24 protein-coding genes and 1 pseudogene are annotated in these 20,406 nt (G+C 53.5%); 11 read left to right on the top strand and 14 right to left on the bottom strand.

The window, feature by feature from the left end; all coding sequences use genetic code 11:
• The gene (gene mazG, locus JRG72_01965) at positions 1-837 is read left to right on the top strand and encodes a nucleoside triphosphate pyrophosphohydrolase (GenBank protein ID MBW2133988.1); all 837 of its coding nucleotides are present in this window, start codon (positions 1-3) and stop codon (positions 835-837) included.
• Between the two features lie 294 nt (positions 838-1,131).
• Here mazG and JRG72_01960 read toward each other — a convergent pair whose 3' ends face one another.
• Together JRG72_01960 and JRG72_01955 are read right to left on the bottom strand one after the other, a co-directional pair.
• Positions 1,132-1,353 (bottom strand): hypothetical protein, encoded by a 222-nt coding sequence (locus JRG72_01960; protein ID MBW2133987.1) that lies wholly within the window; start codon positions 1,351-1,353, stop codon positions 1,132-1,134.
• A 184-nt stretch (positions 1,354-1,537) separates the two neighbouring features.
• Positions 1,538-1,963, bottom strand: coding sequence for a helix-turn-helix transcriptional regulator (locus JRG72_01955; protein MBW2133986.1), 426 nt, complete (start codon positions 1,961-1,963; stop codon positions 1,538-1,540).
• Positions 1,964-2,305: 342 nt separating this feature from the next.
• Between JRG72_01955 and JRG72_01950 the strand changes: the two are divergent.
• From JRG72_01950 to JRG72_01930, 5 genes and pseudogenes are all read left to right on the top strand, one after another.
• Positions 2,306-2,869 (top strand): annotated as a pseudogene (locus JRG72_01950) (hypothetical protein).
• 391 nt (positions 2,870-3,260) lie between these two features.
• A complete protein-coding gene (nagZ, locus tag JRG72_01945) occupies positions 3,261-4,310 on the top strand; it encodes a beta-N-acetylhexosaminidase (protein MBW2133985.1) in 1,050 nt (349 codons plus the stop codon).
• On the top strand, positions 4,307-4,912 hold the full coding sequence (locus JRG72_01940; GenBank protein MBW2133984.1) for a hypothetical protein: 606 nt from the start codon (positions 4,307-4,309) through the stop codon (positions 4,910-4,912). The genes nagZ and JRG72_01940 overlap by 4 nt, the downstream gene beginning before the upstream one ends.
• Positions 4,913-5,446 (top strand): hypoxanthine phosphoribosyltransferase, encoded by a 534-nt coding sequence (gene hpt / locus JRG72_01935; GenBank protein MBW2133983.1) that lies wholly within the window; start codon positions 4,913-4,915, stop codon positions 5,444-5,446.
• Positions 5,447-5,895: 449 nt separating this feature from the next.
• Positions 5,896-6,087 carry a hypothetical protein gene (locus JRG72_01930; protein MBW2133982.1) on the top strand — a complete coding sequence of 64 codons (192 nt, stop codon included), beginning with the start codon at positions 5,896-5,898 and terminating at the stop codon, positions 6,085-6,087.
• Between the two features lie 29 nt (positions 6,088-6,116).
• Here JRG72_01930 and JRG72_01925 read toward each other — a convergent pair whose 3' ends face one another.
• From JRG72_01925 to JRG72_01915, 3 genes are read right to left on the bottom strand one after another with little or no spacing between them, the layout of a single operon-like run.
• Positions 6,117-7,169 carry a glycosyltransferase family 9 protein gene (locus JRG72_01925; GenBank protein MBW2133981.1) on the bottom strand — a complete coding sequence of 351 codons (1,053 nt, stop codon included), beginning with the start codon at positions 7,167-7,169 and terminating at the stop codon, positions 6,117-6,119.
• Positions 7,170-7,217: 48 nt separating this feature from the next.
• Positions 7,218-7,499 carry a hypothetical protein gene (locus tag JRG72_01920; GenBank protein ID MBW2133980.1) on the bottom strand — a complete coding sequence of 94 codons (282 nt, stop codon included), beginning with the start codon at positions 7,497-7,499 and terminating at the stop codon, positions 7,218-7,220.
• Positions 7,483-8,685 (bottom strand): ArsA family ATPase, encoded by a 1,203-nt coding sequence (locus tag JRG72_01915; protein ID MBW2133979.1) that lies wholly within the window; start codon positions 8,683-8,685, stop codon positions 7,483-7,485. The genes JRG72_01920 and JRG72_01915 overlap by 17 nt, the downstream gene beginning before the upstream one ends.
• Positions 8,686-9,109: 424 nt before the next feature.
• Here JRG72_01915 and JRG72_01910 point away from each other — a divergent pair, with 424 nt between their 5' ends.
• The gene (locus tag JRG72_01910) at positions 9,110-9,487 is read left to right on the top strand and encodes an SH3 domain-containing protein (protein MBW2133978.1); all 378 of its coding nucleotides are present in this window, start codon (positions 9,110-9,112) and stop codon (positions 9,485-9,487) included.
• On the opposite strand, the gene tmk is transcribed toward JRG72_01910, so the two are convergent.
• Both tmk and JRG72_01900 read right to left on the bottom strand, forming a co-directional pair.
• Positions 9,484-10,128: a dTMP kinase gene (tmk, locus tag JRG72_01905; protein ID MBW2133977.1), complete on the bottom strand. Its 645-nt coding sequence runs from the start codon at positions 10,126-10,128 to the stop codon at positions 9,484-9,486. The two genes, JRG72_01910 and tmk, sit on opposite strands and share 4 nt — an antisense overlap.
• A 240-nt stretch (positions 10,129-10,368) precedes the next feature.
• Positions 10,369-10,815: an Hsp20/alpha crystallin family protein gene (locus JRG72_01900; GenBank protein MBW2133976.1), complete on the bottom strand. Its 447-nt coding sequence runs from the start codon at positions 10,813-10,815 to the stop codon at positions 10,369-10,371.
• Between the two features lie 316 nt (positions 10,816-11,131).
• On the opposite strand from JRG72_01900, the gene JRG72_01895 reads away from it, so the two are divergent.
• The 4 genes from JRG72_01895 to JRG72_01880 all read left to right on the top strand — a co-directional run bounded on the left by JRG72_01895 (position 11,132) and on the right by JRG72_01880 (position 15,038).
• Positions 11,132-12,070 carry an aspartate carbamoyltransferase catalytic subunit gene (locus tag JRG72_01895; GenBank protein ID MBW2133975.1) on the top strand — a complete coding sequence of 313 codons (939 nt, stop codon included), beginning with the start codon at positions 11,132-11,134 and terminating at the stop codon, positions 12,068-12,070.
• A complete protein-coding gene (locus JRG72_01890; protein MBW2133974.1) occupies positions 12,054-13,340 on the top strand; it encodes a dihydroorotase in 1,287 nt (428 codons plus the stop codon). The genes JRG72_01895 and JRG72_01890 overlap by 17 nt, the downstream gene beginning before the upstream one ends.
• Positions 13,341-14,459 carry a DUF362 domain-containing protein gene (locus JRG72_01885; GenBank protein ID MBW2133973.1) on the top strand — a complete coding sequence of 373 codons (1,119 nt, stop codon included), beginning with the start codon at positions 13,341-13,343 and terminating at the stop codon, positions 14,457-14,459.
• A gap of 189 nt (positions 14,460-14,648) precedes the next feature.
• Positions 14,649-15,038: a DUF3192 domain-containing protein gene (locus tag JRG72_01880; GenBank protein ID MBW2133972.1), complete on the top strand. Its 390-nt coding sequence runs from the start codon at positions 14,649-14,651 to the stop codon at positions 15,036-15,038.
• A 69-nt stretch (positions 15,039-15,107) separates the two neighbouring features.
• Here the strand turns inward: JRG72_01880 and rlmN are convergent, their stop codons facing one another.
• The 7 genes from rlmN to JRG72_01845 all read right to left on the bottom strand — a co-directional run bounded on the left by rlmN (position 15,108) and on the right by JRG72_01845 (position 20,347).
• The gene (gene rlmN, locus JRG72_01875) at positions 15,108-16,184 is read right to left on the bottom strand and encodes a 23S rRNA (adenine(2503)-C(2))-methyltransferase RlmN (GenBank protein MBW2133971.1); all 1,077 of its coding nucleotides are present in this window, start codon (positions 16,182-16,184) and stop codon (positions 15,108-15,110) included.
• Between the two features lie 80 nt (positions 16,185-16,264).
• Entirely contained in the window at positions 16,265-16,627 is a 363-nt protein-coding gene (dksA, locus tag JRG72_01870) for an RNA polymerase-binding protein DksA (protein ID MBW2133970.1), read from the bottom strand.
• Between the two features lie 39 nt (positions 16,628-16,666).
• On the bottom strand, positions 16,667-17,167 hold the full coding sequence (moaC, locus tag JRG72_01865; protein MBW2133969.1) for a cyclic pyranopterin monophosphate synthase MoaC: 501 nt from the start codon (positions 17,165-17,167) through the stop codon (positions 16,667-16,669).
• Positions 17,164-18,237, bottom strand: a complete 1,074-nt coding sequence (locus JRG72_01860; protein ID MBW2133968.1) for a DnaJ domain-containing protein — start codon at positions 18,235-18,237, stop codon at positions 17,164-17,166. Before JRG72_01860 ends, moaC begins: the two co-directional genes overlap by 4 nt.
• Before the next feature lie 327 nt (positions 18,238-18,564).
• Positions 18,565-19,173 (bottom strand): YihA family ribosome biogenesis GTP-binding protein, encoded by a 609-nt coding sequence (locus tag JRG72_01855; GenBank protein ID MBW2133967.1) that lies wholly within the window; start codon positions 19,171-19,173, stop codon positions 18,565-18,567.
• Positions 19,174-19,329: 156 nt separating this feature from the next.
• On the bottom strand, positions 19,330-19,965 hold the full coding sequence (locus JRG72_01850) for a hypothetical protein (protein ID MBW2133966.1): 636 nt from the start codon (positions 19,963-19,965) through the stop codon (positions 19,330-19,332).
• A gap of 133 nt (positions 19,966-20,098) precedes the next feature.
• A complete protein-coding gene (locus JRG72_01845; protein ID MBW2133965.1) occupies positions 20,099-20,347 on the bottom strand; it encodes a hypothetical protein in 249 nt (82 codons plus the stop codon).
• Positions 20,348-20,406: the final 59 nt, after the last annotated feature.

The raw sequence follows: 20,406 nt of genomic DNA, 5'->3' as shown, positions 1-20,406 counted from the left end.
ATGAGTTTTAGTTTCACCGGTTCTGGTCCGACCCTGTCTGATCCTGCGGCCGCACTAACTAATTTTCTGAACATTGTCCGCCGTCTGCGCGGTCCGGGTGGCTGTCCCTGGGATGCCCGTCAGACCCCCGACACCCTCAAGACCTATGTCCTGGAAGAGGCTTATGAACTGGTGGAGGCCCTGGAATCTCACCAGCCCGAGGAAATCCGGGAAGAACTGGGAGATCTGCTGCTGCACATCGTGTTTCTCAGTGAAATTTTCCGGGAAGCGGAATGCTTTTCCCTGACCGAAGTGATCCAAGGCATCACCGCCAAGATGATCCACCGGCACCCGCATGTGTTCGGCGAGGCCAAGGTCGAGACCATTGAAGAATTGCGGACTGTCTGGGAACAGGCCAAGGCTCAAGAAGGCAAGAGCAAAGGCTCTCCCCGGTTTGCGGAAGTGTCGTCCGGGCAGCCGGCCCTGGTACAGGCCCAGCGTTTGGGCGAAGCCGCGGCCCGCATCGGCTTTGATTGGCCGAATCTAGAGGGAGTCTTAGAAAAGGTGGAGGAGGAATGGCAGGAATTCCGCCAGACCCTGAGCCAGAACGACCAGGCCGCCCAGGAAGAGGAACTGGGGGACCTGCTCTTTGCCCTGGTCAATGTGGCTCGCTTCCTGCACATCAACACCGAGGGGGCTTTGCGTCGCACTATCCACAAGTTCATCAAACGCTTCCACATGGTCGAGCGGGGACTGGCCAAGCAGGGCAAAACCCCAGAAACCGCCACCCTGGAGGAAATGGACGCCATCTGGGAAGCCATCAAAAAGACCGGCAAACCAACTCCATCTGCCCCCTGAGTCAACCATTGGCCGTGTCCGGCGGCCCCGGGAGTATTCAGCAACCCATCGGCGGGTCGCGGCGGCCAACACCTGATAATCGCATCCTTACGGTTATTTTCCCATACCCTGGCCAGCCTGGGCCCATAAGTCCTTCCACTAACTTTCGGGTATGCTGCCTGATGCAGATAAAACCGTCCATCAAAGCCAGGGAGCGTTGCTCTAATACCAAGTTGCGATCAAAGAGCTAAAATGCCCCCTCACCCTCGCCCTTTCCCTCGCCAGCGGGGGAGAGGGGATAAAGAATAAAATTACTCATTTGAAAGCTAATCTGTATAAGACCCGATCAAGCCGATTGTTCCATGCCGATCGTTTTCCGGTGCGCCGCAGCAGGTTCATGACGGAGAAACGGTAAACTAACAGTTCGGTGCCCGGGCTGATGGCAGAAATCAGCGTCGTAACCATTACCTGACCGGAACTGGGCGCAGCCAGGGATTCCTCACCCTGGGGACGAGCTGCCAGCCCATTGGTTGCCAATAGGTACCAGTAGCTATATAAAATGGGTGTTGGGACCTATTTACAGCACATAATTGCTTTTATAAAAAATCTTTGTACTGGCATAGCCGGTAGCAACCAAAGCGGAATATTTATCTTATTAGACCTTAAGTTATTTATTTAAAAGGCCTTTTATGTTTTTCTGGAGGAATCCAGAGGGGCGGAACTAGGTGTCTGCCTTAATTTTGGCCATGACATGGTGGTGGGTGAGTAAAACTAAATTTCTTAATTTATCAAAGTCTTCGCAAAGAAACCTCTTGTTATAGAGAATTTCAACAAATTGTTTGAGCACTTCAGCATCCGGACTTTGATAGATTTCTTCGGTTTTAACCATGATATCTTCTGGGACCGGCCCGGAGAAGAGATGATCAATGGACTTTCCCAAACCTTCCCAGACCTTAAACGCCATGTTGAGGGTTAAATTGCTGCCGCGCAAGCCCCTGATCAGGCGATTCATCTGCTGGTGGGTAATACCACATTTCTCCGCCAGCGAGGCTTGAGTTTCTCCCTGCTGCAGAGCAACCTCAACGGCTGACAGGATTCTCTTGAGGACTGATTTAACCTTAGGATGGACGCTTTTTTTACTTTCCATAGTATCCAATAATCGTTCCTTATAATTTTATGTATAGACACTATTATAACTAAACATTAAAAAAGTCAATAAACAAAAGGCGAACTTTGTTGAAAATTTATTGATAAGTTTTCGTAATCTGGTTATAAATTTTCCGGGGTCAAATCTATCCACAAATTTACCAACTATGATCACCTTTTTTAACCTGTCCCTAATTAACGGACTCAGGGGCCAGAATCCTCGGTTCAGGGTATCCTGATGCTTTTATGGGCTGATTTTCCATAACTGATTAGTATTTTAATATTGAGCTGTCAAGGTGGAAGCCCTTAAGCTGATGTTGGCCAGCGGCCGTCCCCTAGCCCCCTGGCAATAGATGACTATGGCGGTCCCCTGGAGAACCGCCAAAAGTTTCCCTTGGAGGTGGTGTCCCAGGTCAGGGCCGCGGTAGGGGATTTCCCGGTGGGGTTTCGGTTCCTGGCTGACGAATGGCTGCCGGACGGCTTGCCGCTGGCGGAGTCAGGCCATTTCGCCCAGGCGCTGGCACAAGCCGGGGTTTCTTATCTGTCGGTCATGGGCGGTACTTATGAGTCTTTCTTTCTGCCGGAGATCGTGGAGAAATCCAAACAGGAGGGTTATATGGTTGCCCTGGCCGCGGCTATCAAAACCAGGTGAAAGTGCCTGTCATCACCGCCGGCCGTATTACCACGGGGGCGCTGGCAGAGGAGAGCGGATTTAATTGGGCTGGCCCGGGTACTCTGGGCTGATCCGGCCTGGCCTCAAAAGGTGCAACAGGGCAAAGAAAGCGAGATTATTCATTGCGATCCGAACTGCGATACCTGGATGCAGATGATTATGCGGGGCAAGCCGGCTTTTTGCGTCCACTGGCCGGTGGAGAAGATGCGAACCTGGAAGGCTAAATTCATATAACCAGATTCTAAAGAATTGATCAGATAATTACCACATCAACAGGGTGACTGAAATGATCGCCATAATATAGGCTACGAGGTAGAGGGTGATGACCAGGGTGTCCACTCGGTTGACCAGATCCATTCTGCCGTCCATTTCCAACCGCTTCAATACGACGGCCAAAGCCAGCATGAATGGTAATGACGGAGGGAAACATTAAGTTATGGATAAAGGGCTTATCACTCGGAGCATTGAACAGGTTAATTGACCGTATGGTAATTTTGTATTTGCCGTGGAAGAACAGAGATTCATATCTTGACATCCGTAATTTAACTAGATAATTTGCCCTTTAGCAGGGAAGCGCCGCCCAAAGTCTTTGTTAAGGGCACCCCGGAGCACTATGGTGACCAGAATGAATGACCAGCAATCCTGCAGCCGACCTCTACCCTGGGGTCAGGTGCTGATGGTAGGGATACCGGGGTTACAACTTGACCCTGTAGCCAGGCATTTAATTGTGGAGTTTAAAGTCGGCGGGATAATCCTGTTCCGGCGCAATCTGGAGAGTCCACTGCAGGTGGCCGAATTAGTCCGGGAGTTGCAGGAATTATCTCTGACCGCCACTGGTTCAGCGCTGTTGATCGCCATTGATCAGGAAGGCGGCCCGGTGCAACGTTTGCGGTCCCCTTTTACCCAACTGCCCTCGGCCCGGGAGTTAGGCCAGCAGGATGACCCTTCGGTCGTTGAGAGCCTGGCCACCCGCCTGGCTGGCGAGCTGCGGCTGGTAGGCATCAATATGAACCTGGCCCCGGTGCTGGATGTAGCCCGCAGCCCCAACAGCCCGCTATGGGAACGTTCCTATGGGGCAGAGCCGGACAAGGTGGCCAGACTGGGTCTGGCCGCGGTACGTGGCTTTTTGGCCGGGGGAGTGATTCCGGTGGCCAAGCATTTCCCCGGTCTGGGTAACACCACCTTGGACTCGCATCATGATACGCCCACTGTCCCGGGTGAAGCCCGGGATCGGGAACAGGATCTTTTCCCCTTTCGCCAGGCAGTGGCGGCCGGCGTTCCGGCCATTATGAGCGCCCATGTGTTGGTTCCCGACTGGGATGAGCAACCGGCCACTTTATCGCAGAAAATTCTGATTGGGCAGTTGCGCCGGCAATTAGGTTTTCAAGGTCTGATTATCACTGACGACCTGGAGATGGGCGGAATTTCCCGGCATTACGCCATAGCCCAGGCAGCCCCGCAAGCATTAGCGGCGGGCGCAGACTTGCTTCTGATCTGTGAACATCAGGAGGCTATAGTTCAGGCCCATGAAGCGTTAGCATCGAGTATTGGCCTGGAATTTCGTCTCCGAGAATCTCTACAGCGGATCCAGCTTTTAAAGCAAAGCCTTCCATATGTTCCGATTGACCCGGCGAGAGTGCGGGCATATTTCGGTTCTTTCGGAGACCAGAATTGACTGATTCTGAAACTGAACTGATTCATCGCTTTGCGGTCAGCGAGCAACGGGAATTGCTGATCACTTTGCGTCGTCAGGATAAAACCTCCTGGGTGGAATTGCAATCCGTCAGCCAGGGAGGGCCTCTGCAGGAAGCCGTGCCGCTGGTCCGAATGCCGCTGGCCCAGTTACCGGAACTGAAACGGGCCTTGAACCGCCTTGAAGCCAAACTCTCGGCCGAGGGTTTGCTGGAGGATTATGAGAGTCAGGAAGATTATCAGCTGGCTCAGGCCCAGCGGTTTGCCAATGACAGTGAAGTCGAATTTGCCCGGCTACTCGATTTTTATCGGATTAAGTGGCTGTATGAACCCCATACCTTTCCCATCGCCTGGGATGAGGAGGGTAATGTGGTGGAAAGTTTCACCCCGGATTTCTATCTGGTGGACTATCATCTGTATATTGAGTTAACCACCATGAGGCAGAGCCTGGTCACCAAAAAGAATCGCAAGGTGCGGTTGTTTCGGGAGATTTATCCGCAGCACCCCATCCGTCTTTTTTATGGCAAAGATTACCAATGGCTGTTAGAAAAATATGGCCTGGCCCCGGCCGCTAACTCTGGATAAATGAAGCCGCCGGGGACCTTGTTACAAGTGTTGCTGCCGCCGGAGGCCATTCATGCCCGGGTGGTGGAATTGGGGACGGCTATCTCACAGGACTACCGCGATCAGGACCTGACCCTGGTTGGCATTCTGAAAGGGTCGGTGCTTTTTCTGGCTGATCTGCTGCGCTGTCTGACTATCCCGGTGACCGTGGATTTCCTGGCTATCACCAGCTATCAGGCCGGTGAACGCCAAAAAGGGGCAGTGCGCCTGGTTAAAGATCTGGATGAAGAGTTGACCGGCCGCCACCTGCTGATTGTTGAGGATATTGTTGATACTGGCCTCACCCTGGGTTATCTGGTCCGCACCCTGGCGGCCCGGGGCCCGGCCAGCGTCCGCATCTGCACCCTGCTAGACCGTCCCCAACGCCGGATTGTGCCCCTGCCCCTGGCTTATCGGGGCTTTGAGATCGCCGATGATTTTGTGGTGGGCTACGGCCTGGATTATCAACAATATTACCGCTACCTGACCGGAGTATATCTTTTCCGCCCCGATTGATCGGAGCCTAACTCTTTTTTGGGGGAAATAAAAAAGGTCGGGAGGGGGAAGCCCGACCTTAGGAGAAAGGAGAAAATGGTATATGAGCTTTGATTAAGGGGGAATCTCGCTCTTTTATTACTTTTTATGCAGTAATTGTGCCAACCTCCGGTTGGAAATCATAAATCTCTAAATCATAATCAGTTCAGCCGGGCCTTTTACCGGTTAGCGGTCGCCCACCGACCTCGATCGCCAGTTCAAATTTTTAAACCAGAAAAAGCGAAGAACCCTGTGATTATGTTTATCGTGTTAAAAAAACAGAGAATTTTATGATACAAAATCCTGGTCAGGCCGCAATAAAATTCAAATAATGAAACCCGACAGAAGCCCCGAAGTTGTCAAACCGCACACCAGGATCTAGAGCAGAATAGATTGGGTAAGGGCCAGATGTTATTATCGGAGAAAATATTATGACCGATTCCCGGCCCCGTCTGGGAGAGACTCAAAAAAGAATTTTTTGGTTTGTGCTGCTGGCTGCCCTGGTTTTTCTAGGGGTAGGCGTCTATCAAGGAAATATTACTTACTATGGTTTGGGTCTGTTGGGGATTGGCATAATCCTGGGCGGCCTGATCCGTTGGTGGCTAGAGCGGTTTCGCTCCTGAGGGGACAGCCTGATCGATCCCCTCTCGATTTACCCATGATTCAGGGCGGTGCGGGCCGCAGCCAAAACCTGGCCGATGGTTAGATCTCGGAGACAGAGGGCATCCGAACACAATATTTCCCGGCCCTTTGTACAGGGGGCGCAATCCCGCGATGAAGTTATAACTTTAACCTGGTTCCCGGGAGGGGCCCAAATTACGGGATCGGTAGGGCCAAACAGGGCCAGCACCGCTGGTCGCCGGACAGCTGTGGCCAGATGGGTGATGCCACTGTCGCCGCCGATATACAATTGGCAAAGGCTCAGGTAGGCGGCCAGGCTTGGCAAAGGCAGGTCGTTGAGCAGATAATGTCCGGCGGCCTGGGCCAGGGTCTTAATTTCGCCCAGAAATTCCGCCTCAGCCGCCCCGGTTATCCACAGCACCCGGGCCTTGAAAGTTGCTTGTAGTTGGCAGGCCAGTCCCCGATAATTTTCCAAAGGCCAGTTTTTCCGTCGATGGCCGCTGCCGGGGGCCAGGGCGACCCAGGGCGACAGACCCGGCCCTTGGCCACCCTGGGATTCATAATGAGCCTGGGCCACCAGTTGTTCCTTGGGAGAGATGAGCAATTGGAAAGGGCCGGAAGGGGGTTTTATCCCCCTTAATGCTAGGTGCCGGGCCTGCAAGCAGGGCACCGGGATGCGATCCTGAAGGGGAAAACTAGGAATCCAGAGGCTGTCTTTGATCCCCCCTTGCCCCAGGCGTTCGGTAATCTGGGGATGGGGTCGAGGGCTAAAAATCACCGCCAGGTCAAAGTCGGCCAGCAAGCCGCGCAGGCGCTCAGGCAGGGGCGTGTCCGGCAGGAACAGGTAGGCCCAATCCGCCCGCTGACTGTCCCAGATGGCGTCAACCGGTAAAGTAGCGGCCAACAGGGCCAGGCGGGCTGGCGAACCCAGGAGGGTGAAGCGGGCTTTAGGGTAATGGGCAGCCAACGCTTGGAGGGCAGGCCCGGACAGGAGAAGATCTCCCAGCGCGCCCTGGTGCCAGATCAGAATTTTTTCCAGGTGAGGAGGTCCAGCCATAGTGGCAGGAAAAGGACTGCCGGTCATGGCAGCGCCAAATGATAAAAATATTTATCGGGTCTCCCTGTGAGCGCTTTAATCCTCTTCCACCTTGATCTTTTGAAAGCCCTTTTTAGTCCCGGTCTGGGCCGTCTTTTCCAGCACCTCAAGCCGCTGATCGATCAGAGATCGAACGGCTTTGTACACCTCTACCCGGGCTTTCTGTAGATGACGGCAAAACTCACTCTGGGGACCGGCCAGACGCAGCAGGGCATTGTATAACTGACAGAGAGGACACCCCATTTCAGCCTCACGACCAGCCTCTGGCCCCGCGGTTTCCCGGCGGCCTTCTTGGTTTTCCTCAGGCGGGACGGTCATCACCAACACCTCCGAATCGGATGTTCAGATAATCCCCCTCAAATTTGGCCCCCTGGGGTTCCAAGGCGGCCATATTACGGGGTAACAGCACATGCCTTTTAAAGCCCCCCACCCGGATGACGAGTTCCTCTCCGGTCTTCCCCAGGGACACATCCTCAGCCCCGATAAACGGCAAGCGAATGGCAAGAGTGTAGACGCCGTCAGATTTCTCAAACCGGTAAGGACTTTCCCGATAGAGAATGTCCTCCGGTTGCCGATCGCCATAGATGGCCTGGGACAGGCGGGTCAGAGACTCCAACCCCACCACTTCCCGATCGAAAAATTCCACCGGAAAGATCGGCACTGGAGCAAAGCGGGTGTGGGCCAATTCCAAATATTCTTCCTGGTTCTGTTTCCAATAGTGGAAAAAATGATCGGCCAGGGCGGTTGGAAAAATGCGATTAATGATTACCCCGTCAACCACCATCTGGTAGAGGCAGAAATACATAAAGGCCCGTTGGGATTCTTTGAGCACCACTTTTTCCGGATTGGTGACCAACCGCACAGTAGTGACGTTCGGGTCCGCCAGCAGGCGGTCTACCCCTTCCAGACGGTCAAACAGACGCTGCAACGCGGCAAAATACTCGTCTTCGGGGAGCGGTATAGTAGTCATCCGCCGTGCTACCGGCCGCACCACCTTGAAAATCTGCCGTTCCAGGTGGAAGATCTTTTTAATATACCATTCCAGGGCAGTGGGAATCGAGATAAACCTGAGTGATTCACCGGTGGGAGCGCAGTCTAGGATGATTACCTGATAAGACTGTTCCCGGATGTATTTATTGATATAGAGGAGGGCGCTGACTTCATCCATTCCGGGCAGGATGGCCAATTCTTCCGCCAGGATTTCGTCAAACCCGGAAACGTTGAGCAGAATTGCCAGGTAACGATAGACCTCACCCCAGTTCTGCTTGATTTCCTCCTGCACATCCAGTTCCTGAATCCATAAATCGTTGTCTACGGCAACCGGCTTACCGCGGTTTTTATCCATCAGGCCGCGGTTTAGATCAAAAATGTCGGCCAGACTGTGGGCGGGATCGAGACTCATGACCAGGGTTTTTTGCCCCCGACGGGCTATATTGACGCCGGTGGCGGCGGCCATGGAGGTCTTGCCCACCCCGCCTTTCCCGGCAAAGAGGATGATGCGCATCGGCTTCCCTCCAATATTTTTATAATCTAATTACTTGAACAATTACCAGTCAACACTTTGTTATATTTTAACACAACCCGAGGTTACCGGCGACCGTTGAATGAGTTTGTGGTTACCGATTTGTCTTGACAAGCTCGCTGTGGTTTTTATAGGCTGATAAAAAATTAACCAGGGGGTGATTGTAGCCTCTCGATCATGATCGCCTGCATGGCCGGTTTTTGCAGATTATCTGCTTCACTCCCTGCCCCCCAAAAATTATAGCCATTAATTACCTAAGAAAATAGACCAGCCCGAAATCTGGCAAATAATTTGCCCGGCACCGGGGCAACGGGAAAATTCCTATAATAGGAGGGAGCCTATGAAAAAAATCGGATTTTTAGCGTTAATATCAGTTATTTGTTGGGTAGCGCCGGCGGGAGCTAAAATGATGAGCGTCGGCAAAGAAAAAGTCAACGTGCGATCCGGCCCCAGCCTCCAATCCGGAGTGCTTTATCAGGCACCCTTGGGATACCCCCTGCAGGTAGTAGAAAATCAGGGCAAATGGGCCCGATTCAAAGATTGGGAAGGCAATTCGGGCTGGGTTTACCGACCTCTGTTGTCCGAAATTCACACGGTAGTGGTCAGCGCCAACAACCCTAATATTCGTCAGGGACCGGGACTGCGGAATAAAGTGGTAATGCAAGCCAACCGGGGTGATATATTTAAGGTTCTGGGAAAACGGGGCAACTGGGTTAAGCTGGGCTATTATTATAGCGGCGATGTCGTGGGCTGGATTCGTAATGATCTGGTCTGGGGAGATTAATTGCTAAAGGTCGCTCCCGCTCCTTTCCTCTGCGGGAGCCGGGGCCAGACCAGGGACATAATGTTCTGATGAACCGTTTCGGGCGGGGCCTGGGTGTCAAGGCGCACGAGATGAGGACCGCTCATCCGGGCGTAAATTTCCGCAACTTTTACTAAATAATCGGCCTGTTCAAAGGCATCCCAGATCTGGGGACGGCGGCGGGCCAATCTTTCCAAAATCTGGGTCAGGGGTAGGGTGAGGATGATAACCAGGTCCGGGATCGGGGCGAAGGATTCATTCTGCTGCTGGATTTCAACTACCTCTAGACCCCTGGCCCCCTGATAAGCCATGGAAGAATAATAATAGCGGTCGGTGATCACTACCGCCCCCGAGGTCAGGGCCGGGAGAATGATGCCGGATACGTGTTCCCGCCGGTCAGCGGTAAACAGGTCTAATTCCCGGGCGGGAGACAGGACCCGATGCCCCTGGGCGAGTAATCTGCGTAGTTCTTGGCCATAACGGCCCTCGGTGGGTTCGTGGGTGAGCACCACCCTGCGGCCGCAATTTTTTAGGGCAGTAGTTAATAAGTGAGCCTGGGTAGTCTTCCCTGCGCCATCCAGGCCCTCCAGAGCAATTAGAAATCCCGGAAATTCTTGACCCATGCAGCTCTCTGGATCATTTGAGACTTTGCCCCGGCCATAGGAGCTACGGCTGATTTACCAAGGAAGGTTAACCAGGGGCCAGAGAATAACCTCGTCCCCCCTAAGGTTCCAGCCCCTGGTTTATAAAAAAGTAAGGTTCAGCCGTCAGTTGGCAGTTAAAAGGCTAATATTTGAGATCCTGCCAGACTTTTTATTAAACTTCGTGCCAACTGACGGCTGACTCCTAACCACCCAGATTAATTATTCGGCCTTAATCTGGATGGGTTTGGCCTTGACTTCCTCTTTTTTGGGACAGGTGATGGTCAGAACCCCTTGTTTATAAGAAGCCTCGATCTTATCGGCTTCCACCCCTACGGGTAACCGTAAGGTGCGACTGAAAGAGCCGTAACTGCGCTCAATCAGGTGGTAATTTTCTTCCTTTTCTTCCCGTTCGGACTTTTTCTCGCCTTTGATGGTCAACAAATCCCCCGACAGGGAGATGTCGATGTCTTTGGGCTCCATGCCCGGAATTTCGGCCTTGACCGTCACCTTGTCAGCGCTCTCGGAAACATCTACCGACGGGGCCCATTCGGCCTCTAAGGGTCTTAAGGCCCTGCGGCTGGGACCGAAATATTCTTCCCACAAACGATCCATCTCTTGACGTAAGCGAGATACTTCGCGAAAGGGTTTCCATTCTGTGAGTTCCATATAAAGTACCTCCCTCATAATTCTAACATTTTTGCAAATAAGATAAGTCTGGTTCCTTCTCTTGTCAACGGGGTTATTGAACTGGCCCATCTTATCCCGTAATCTAAACTTTCCGGCCAGGAAAAAGTCCTTGAATTAGATCAGCAAGGATGATAAAAAAGGAGCGAAAAGCATTAACCGTTCTGAAGCAATGGCTGAGATAATTAACCTATGAGTGTAAGCCAACCATTCCATAATCCGCTCAACCTCCTTTGTTCGCAAAGGAGGTTTTTTTTTGCCCCGGCCGGCAACCCTGGCAGTCAAGAGGATTATATCAATGAGGTTTAGGCTTAAGGATCTTTTAGGAATCGCCGATCTTGCCCCGGAAGAAATTCAGCTCATTTTGGATACCGCGGTTTCCTTCAAAGAGGTGTCTACTCGGGAGATCAAAAAGGTTCCAACTTTGCGCGGCAAGACGGTGGTTACCCTGTTCTATGAGCCCAGCACCCGGACGCGCACTTCTTTTGAAATTGCCGCCAAGCGTCTCAGCGCCGATACCGTTAATCTGACCATTGGGGCCAGTAGTGTGGTGAAAGGGGAGACCCTGGCGGATACCGCCGACAATCTGGAAGCTATGCGGCCGGATATCATTATCATTCGCCACTCGGCCAGCGGTGCTCCCCATTTCCTGGCCAAGCGACTCAAAAGCAGCATCATTAACGCCGGCGACGGACTTCACGAGCATCCCACCCAGGCCCTGCTCGATCTATTGACCGTGCGGGAAGCAAAAGGGCGGCTGGATGGCCTCAAGATTGCCATCATTGGCGATATTGCCCATTCCCGGGTAGCGCGCTCAAATATTCAGGCTTTTACCAAGATGGGCTCCCAGGTGACGGTATGCGGGCCGGTGACCATGCTGCCGCCTTACCTGGAGGAGTTGGGGGTTGAAGTCAGTCATTCCTTGCCAGCAGCGGTACGCGGGGCCGATGTGGTGATGATGCTGCGCCTGCAGTTAGAACGCCAGGAGCAGATGTATCTCTCTACCTTAAGAGAATATGCCCGGTTTTTTGGGTTAAGCATGCAGCACCTGGAGCTGGCGCAGAAAGATGCCCTGGTCATGCATCCGGGGCCGCTAAATCGGGGAGTGGAAATCGCCCCCGAGGTGGCCGACAGCGCACAATCTGTTATCCTGGAACAGGTCACCAACGGGGTGGCGGTCAGGATGGCAATTCTTTATCTGTTAACCGGAGGAGAACCGAGTGGGACTGGTAATTAAAGGCGGGCTGGTAGTCGATCCCTCCCAGAACCTGGAGGCCCCCCGAGACCTATTAATCGATGCCGGTAAGGTGGCGGCTCTGGAACTTCCTGGGGTTATCCCCGCCGAGGGCCACCAGCTAATCGAGGCCCAAAATCTGGTGGTCAGCCCCGGTTTAATTGATATGCACGTCCATTTCCGGGAGCCGGGGGAAGAATACAAGGAAACTATTGCCAGCGGGGGGCAGGCCGCGGCCCGTGGCGGCTTTACCGCGGTGGCGACCATGCCCAATACCCAACCGGTGAATGATTGTTCTGCGGTAACCAGTTATATCCTGGCCCAAGCCCGACGGGCGGCGGGCCCTCGGGTCTATCCAGTGGCTGCCATCTCCCAGGGTTCCCGGGGTGAGAAGCTGGCCGAGTATGGCGACTTGCAAGAGGCCGGGGCTGTGGCTCTCTCCGATGACGGGCGGCCGGTGATGAACCCCCAGCTCATGCGCCGGGCCTTGGAATACGCTCGCACCTTTGGGATGTTGATTATTGCTCACTGCGAGGATTTGCATCTGAGTGGCTCAGGAGTGATGCATGAAGGTCTGGTCTCCCTGCAGATGGGATTACTGGGTATCCCGGCGGCCGCTGAGGAGGTCATGGTGTTTCGGGACCTGACCCTGGCCCGGCTCACCGGCGGGCGCTTGCATGTTGCCCATGTCAGCACGGCTGGCTCCGTAGCCCTGATTCGCCAGGCCAAGAAACAGGGCCTGGCAGTTACCGCCGAGACCGCGCCGCACTATTTTTCCCTGACCGATGAGGCGGTGCGGGGGTTTAACACCAACGCCAAGATGTACCCCCCCTTGCGCCAGGCCGAGGATGTCGCGGCGATCGTGGAAGGCCTGGCAGACGGCACCATTGATTGCATCGCCTCCGACCATGCTCCCCACAGCAGCCTGGAAAAGGAGGTAGAATTCGCCCTGGCCGCCAAAGGCATAATTGGATTGGAGACCAGCCTGGGGCTGACCCTGAGACTTGTACAGGAGGGCGCCATCAGCCTGATGACCGCCATCGAACGCCTCAGTACCGCCCCGGCCCGCATCCTGGGAATACCTGGTGGCAGTCTGGCGCCGGGAGGACCAGCTGATGTTACCCTGATTGACCCTAATCGGGCCTGGCTGGTGGATATCCATAAATTTAAATCCAAGAGCCGTAATTCCCCTTTCCACGGCTGGCAATTGCCCGGCCAGGCGGTGATGACCATGGTGGGTGGCAAGATCATCTATTCCGAAGGAGTGTGTTAAATGGCTAGCCAGGTATTCTATGAAGATTTACGGGGAACTCCCAAAGATCCAAACTTTAAAAGATTTGCCCGTCTGCTCGACGCCGTAGACCTGAAGAGCACCATCGCCCGCAAGAAAAAACGCCCCCTGGTGGCTATCAAGCTGCATTTTGGAGAACGCGGCAATACCGCTTATATCCGCCCGATTTACTTGCGGCAGGTGGTGGATAAGGTCTGGGATTATGGCGGCCGCCCTTTTCTTACCGACACCAATACCCTATATGTGGGGACTCGGGCCGAGGCGGTCAGCCATCTGACCACCGCCATCCAGAACGGCTTTGCCTATGCGGTGGTCAATGCTCCGCTGGTCATCGCCGATGGTCTGAAAGGGACGGCCGAGGTTGAGGTCCAGATCAACCAGGAGATGTTTATCTCCGTCTATCTGGGTGAGGCCGTGGTCTTGGCTGATACCTTCATCAGTCTGGCCCATTTCAAGGGTCACGAACTCTCCGGGTTCGGTGGCACTATCAAAAATGTCGGTATGGGAGGCGCCTCCCGCAAGGGCAAACTGGCGCAACATTCTAATATCTCCCCCAAGATCAATCAGAAAAAATGCACCGGCTGCGGCGACTGCGTGGCCCACTGTGCCCAAGAGGCCATCAAGATCAATCCCGAGACCGAGAAAGCGGAAATTGACCCCAAAAAATGCGTCGGCTGTGCCGAATGCATTCTGATCTGCCCCTACGGCAACATTGACATTCAGTGGAACGAATCCATTCCCATTTTCCTGAAGAAGATGGTGGAATACGCTTATGGGCTGTTAAAGGGCAAACAGGAGCGGGCCGTCTTTTTCAACTTCATTACCCAAGTGTCTCCGGCCTGCGACTGCTATCCCCACAATGACGCACCGATCGTGGCGGACTTGGGCATCCTGGCCTCCCGGGATCCGGTAGCTATTGATCAGGCGTCCGCGGATCTGGTCAATCAGAGTGCCGGCCTGGCCGGTTCTCGTCTGAAAGACCCCACTCCCGGGAGCGACAAATTCCGGGACCTCTATCCGAAAGTTGACTGGGAGATCCAGCTAGAGTACGCGGAACAGATAGGGCTAGGAACGCGGCAGTATGAATTGGTTAAAATCTAAGTATCGGAACCGGCCGCTTTATTGTGTCATCAAGGTACAATTTCCCGGTAGCGGGGACGACGGTAATCTAAGCACCGGATGGCAATATTAATTTTTTTAGATTATTGACTATCATCGCCTGATAAAGATATAGTTACAGACAGCACCGAGTTCGGTATTGGTAAGAGACCTTTAATCCAGGAGAATTCTATGCCCCGGTGGCCGCTGTTGCTAGTCCTGTTGTGCCTGCTCCCGGCTTGTGAATCCATCCTTTACCCGCGGGTTGAGCGTCAGATGTGGTCCAACTATGTCCGACTACAAGATTTAAAGCGGGGCATGAACATTGATGAAGTCGTCGGCATCATGGGTAAACCAAAGGTGGTCGAAAAGGCCACCTATCGGGGTGGCGAATTTACTTTTTATTTTTATCAGACCCATTCCATGGACTACGAGGGCAGTGAAACCGTGCGGGGCGGCTATACTCCTTTAGTCTTTCAAGATGACCGCCTAATGGGTATCGGCAAACGGGCCTATTTACAAGCGGTGGAACGCCCCGCTCCGGACGGGGTGCCGATCTTTCCCTGGCAAAAGACGCAGTAAGATAGCCTCCGCCAGAAGACCACGCAAACGTCAAACCTGCTTTTGACCAGCCAGGAAATATTTCCGGTTTTAGAGGGTAGCTGGGTTTGCCCTCAGGGGGGATAAGTTTTGCTTCGAAACCGGTGCCGTCCCGGCCAATTGGCCGCAAGCCGCGACAATATCTAAACCGCGGGTTTTCCGGATCAGGGTGGTATAGTGGGCGGAGAGCAAAATTTCCTGAAAGGCCAGGATGGCAGCCTCGGATGGGCGCTCAAAAGGAAGACTGGGATGGGGATTGAAGGGAATCAGATTGATTTTCGCCCGCAGGCCCCGGAGGAGGCGGGCCAACTGCCGCGCTTGGGTGGGGGAGTCATTAATCCCCTTTAAGAGCACATAAGTAAAGGTAATGCGGCGATGCCCGGGAAGCGGAAAGGCCCGACAGGCATCCAGAAGTACGGCCAAGGGGTAGCAGCGGTTAACCGGCATCAGCCGACTGCGGGTCGGATCATCAGGGGCGTTGAGAGATACTGCCAGATTCACCCGGATGGCGTTGCCCAACTGAATTATTTGCGGTGCCAGGCCCACGGTCGACACCGTAACCCGGCGGGCCGAAAAATCCAGCCCCCAGGAAGCCGTAAGAATGGTTAAGGCCTTGAGAGTATTATTAAAATTGGCCAATGGTTCTCCCATCCCCATGAAGACCAAGTTACTGAGTTTCTGATCCTGGCGCAACCGGGCCCTCACTTCCAGGACCTGGTTGACGATCTCGGCGGCGGTCAGGTTTCGGGTCAAGCCCTGTTGCGCGGTGAGGCAGAAATGGCAGCCCTGGGCACAGCCGACCTGGGTGGAGAGACACAGGGTGAGATGATCGTCTTCCGGGATGAGCACACTTTCGATGCGACGGCCATCGGCCAGGGCGAAGCCAAATTTCTCGCTGCCGTCTTCAGAGTGCTGCTGATCGGCCAAGGTTAACCGGCTGATCATCGCTTTTCGGGCCAGTTGATGCCGGAAATCCTTGCTGAGGTCGGTCATCTGCTCGAAGTCAAAGATACCTTTATACAGCCATTTCTGCAACTGGCGGGCGCGATAAGGGGGCTGACCCCAGGAGGCCACCAGGCGTTCTAATTCATCCTGGGTAAATTCTTTCAGATCGACCAGGGAAGTCATGTCAGACCAGCAATTACGAACCTGTAAAATAACCGAATTTCTGTTGGGCCGGGCAGAGGAAACCGAGACTGCCGATCTTATTAAAGCCCCCGGAGTCTCTCCTGCTCTTCCTGTTTGGCCTTACACTTGATACACAGGGTAGTAACTGGGCGGGCGAGCAGGCGTTTTTCGGAGATCGGTTCCCCACAAGCCTCGCAGAACCCATAGCTCCCATCCTCAATGCGATCCAGGGCTTCCTTGATCTTGCTGATCAATTTGCGTTCCCGGTCCCGGATTCGCAAGGTAAAGTTGCGGTCCGTTTCCAGCGTCGCCCGGTCGGTGGGATCAGGGAACATATCTATGGGATTGGTCATCCCGCTGACCGTCTTTTCGGCCTCTTTCAGCAGTTCCTCGAGCCGACTATGCAGTAAATCTCGGAAGTATTCCAGACGTTCGGGTTCCATCACCAACGCGCCTCAATTTTAGTCTAATTCTAATGCAACCTACCTCAAAACGGGGCGATGATAAGCTCCACTTTTACCGCCACTCTTTTCAATTAGCATAATATGCTCGATGACCATGTTACGGTCAATAGCCTTGCACATGTCATAAATAGTTAAAGCCGCCACAGCTACTCCGACCAAGGCCTCCATTTCTACCCCGGTCTGGGCCTGGGTCCGGACCTGAGCCTTAATGGCAAGCGATTTCCGATCCGGATCGGGGGTAAAATCAATTGCAATGCCGGTAAGCGGCAGCGGATGACACAAAGGGATCAGCTCAGCGGTTTTTTTAACCGCCATAATACCGGCCAAGCGGGCGGCGGCGAACGCATCCCCCTTTTCCAGCTGGTCAGACATCAGCAGCGGATAGACCTTTTCCCCTAAATAAATCGATCCTATTGCCGTGGCCTGCCGCTGAGTCACCGGTTTACCGCCGACGTCAACCAGGCGCGCCTGGCCCCGATCATCCAGATGGGTAAAGTTGGACGGTTTCTCAGTCTTCATGGCGGATTGCCAGCCTGGTTGAATTCATCCAATCTGCAAAATTCGTGTAATAGTTCCCGTTGGCGATAATTGAGCTCAGTAGGGGTGGTAATAATCACCTCAATCAGTAGGTCCCCGGGTTCCTGGTCGCCGCGGCGGGGAACGCCACACCCTGGAAATCGGAAGATGCGGCCGGATTGCGTGCCCCGAGGCAGTTCCAGGAATTGGCTGCCTGACAGAGTGGGAACTTCGATCGTATCTCCCAACGCCGCTTGTGCAAATGAAACCTCGATGCGACAGCAAAGATCATTGCCGAAGCGGGTAAAAAAATTATCAGGTTGCACATGGATAACCACAAACAGGTGTCCGGGTGGACCATTTTGGAATCCGTCCCCGCCTTCCCAGGGGATTTGCAGCCGGGTTCCGTCCTCCACTCCGGGAGGGATTTTGATCCGATAGCGCTGCAGCTGTTCCATATTCCCGCTACCATGGCAGTGGGAACAGGGATGAGCAATGATGCAGCCCCGACCCTTGCAACGTTTACAAAGGGGACCGAAACGGAGGAGTCCCGGACTATGGAACAGCCGCCCCTGGCCCTGACAGTCAGGGCAGGTCTGGTAGTCGCTGCCCGGTTCCAGACCGGTAGCATTGCAGAAGATGCAGCTCCGGAGCCGGCGAATTTCGATATCGGTTTCCATGCCCATTATAGCGGCCATAAAGGGAATCTGCAGATCATAACGGAAATCCGGCCCAGACCGCTCTTTGAAAATGGACTTGCCGTTTTCGATTCCGAAAAATTCTGCCAGCCAGTCTTCCGTCTGGAAAAACAGATCATCAACTCTGTAAAAATTATCGTCGGAGGGATGCTTCCCCGAGGGGCTGTCATAATGGTCAAAAGGTGTGCAGCGATGCGCCTCACGGAGAGTGTTATAGGCCTCGGCCACTTCCCGAAAGCGAGCCGCGGCCCCGGGATCGCCAGGATTGCGGTCAGGATGATAGCGCAAAGCCAAATGGCGGTATTGGCGCCTGATCTCTTCAAAGCTGGCGCTGGGTGATACACCTAAGATGTGATAGCAATAAGTGATGGCCATCAGGGTCAAGATCTCAATATGGGCTTAAACGTGTAATATTGCCATTTTATCAAATTTTAAGGGATTATCCAGCTGCCGGTTTATTAACTGGTCTACCTGTTTTACAACTTTGGTATTTAACCTTGCTGATATCTTTTTCGAGCTAAAGCATTTTTAACTTTAACAGGGGCAGTGATTCAATCTGAAACAGTCTGGTTCAAATCATTCGCTCCACAGGCTAGATTTTTATAAATTTTTATAATAAACCAAGCATAGCTGATTGTAAATCACTTTTCAAAGTCAGAAACCGCAATGGATGGGGTTTGGGCAGAAATTGGTCAGGCCGGGCTAGCGGCCAGGGTTAATCAAGGTTAAGAGCCGGGTCCAGAGTTCTTGGCGTCCCTCCCGGGTGATGGCAGAGAACCAGATGAGTTCGGCTGGATCGATCTTTAGGCCTTGCAACCGTGCCACGTGGTTTCTCAATTGACGGGCCCGCTGGCTGGTCTTGAGTTTGTCGGCTTTGGTGAGGACCACAATTACAGGGCGCTGCAATCGTTCCAACTTTTGTAATAACTCCATTTCTTCAGCCCCAGGCAGACGGCGACAATCCATTAAAAACACCACCGCCACTAACTGACGGCGTTGCTCCAGATAGATCTGAACCAGTCGCAGCCACCTGGCCTTTACTGCTAATGGCACTTGGGCATAACCATAGCCGGGGAGATCAACAAAGGACCAGCAGCGATTGATCAGAAAAAAATTAATCGATTGAGTGCAACCCGGCCGAGAACTGGTCCGGACCAGACGTTTCCGGTGTAACAGGGTATTGAGGAGGGATGATTTGCCAACATTTGAGCGGCCCAGAAAGGCGACCTCAGGATAATCCTCGGCGGGAAATTGCCTTGGCGTATGGGCACTGAGGCGGAATTGGGCGGAGGTGATTTTGGGTATGGCCATGACCGGATGGATGACACCTTGTCAGGAGATGTTGGTCTATCTTACAAAAAAATACGCAATAGTGCCAGAAATGCCGAACAGGCCCAGAGGCCCACAATATATTACTCAGGTCGTAAAATAAATGAATTAGGGTTAGAAAAAAACAGCTCTCCCAACCTACTCCCCCAACCCCTTATACCAAGTTGCGATCAAAGGGCTAAAATGCCCCCTCACCCTCGCCCTCTCCCCCGCCAGCGAGGGAGAGGGGATAAAGGATAAAATTACTCGTTTGAAAGCTAATCGGTAATACGGGTGGTTGGGAGAGGAGCTGGAGGGGAGGGCGGGGGGCCAGCGGTCCCTCGGCTCTTCCCTAGCCGGGAGCCGGGCTCGCAGCAGAGCCAGCACGTCGCCGGTATAGAGTTGACGGTGGCGGCTAATAGGGTTAAGCCGGGTTTTAAGGGACTGCTGAGCCACGGCCAAGGCAGGTAGGACATGCACCGGCAAGACAAAGTAAGCGGCGGCAAAGTCCTTTAAGCTCTCCAGATCAGGGCTTTGGCCAGGAGGGAATTCACCCAGGGGTTGTAAGTAGATTTTGCCGCGCTTTGGGTCGGGCCGGTTACCGTGAGCCTGGACGAATTCCTCGTAGGTTTGACCGGCCTCGGGATGGACTGCTAGCCAGTCTGAAGGTCCCGGCCAGGGCAGGGGCTCGAAATCGTCGCCCGGATCCAAAGCCTTGGCCAATGCTTGGGGAAGTCCCTGGGTAGCGCCAATGGCTCGCAGTCGGTCTGATGGTCCGGGTATGGTAAATTGCATCTACACGGCTAACTGCGGTAGAATAGTGTAAGGCTCAGTCTCGGCCAGAAGCTTTTTCCCCTCCCCAATGGCCGGGGAGGGGAAATTCTGCTCTCGGAACCGCTATGGTTAAGCTTTGCTTCGCTGGCAGGTATTATTTTTCGAAATTTTTGACAAATTGTCCGATCTGCACCCCAAGATAAACACATTTATTACCTTCCATACACGCATCCGCATCCTTTTTTTCAAGATGCGTGGTTAGTTCATGTTGGTCCTTTTTTAACTTAATAATAAAAGCGTTTTTCTCCTCGTTGAACTCAAGGCTGAGGTCAATATTATGTTGCAGGATTTCGGGATACATCTCGGCAATCTTGGACTGCAGGGTTGCATTTGTATAAGCCATGGAGATTCCTCCTTTTTGGTAAGGCCAAGAACTGCCTGTCAACGCGGCCAGGGTGCCTT

Source organism: Deltaproteobacteria bacterium, from assembly GCA_019309545.1.
Classification (GTDB): domain Bacteria; phylum Desulfobacterota; class Desulfobaccia; order Desulfobaccales; family Desulfobaccaceae; genus Desulfobacca_B.
The sequence above is the reverse complement of the archived record's forward strand: the minus strand, read 5'-3'. Positions and strand labels throughout refer to the sequence as shown.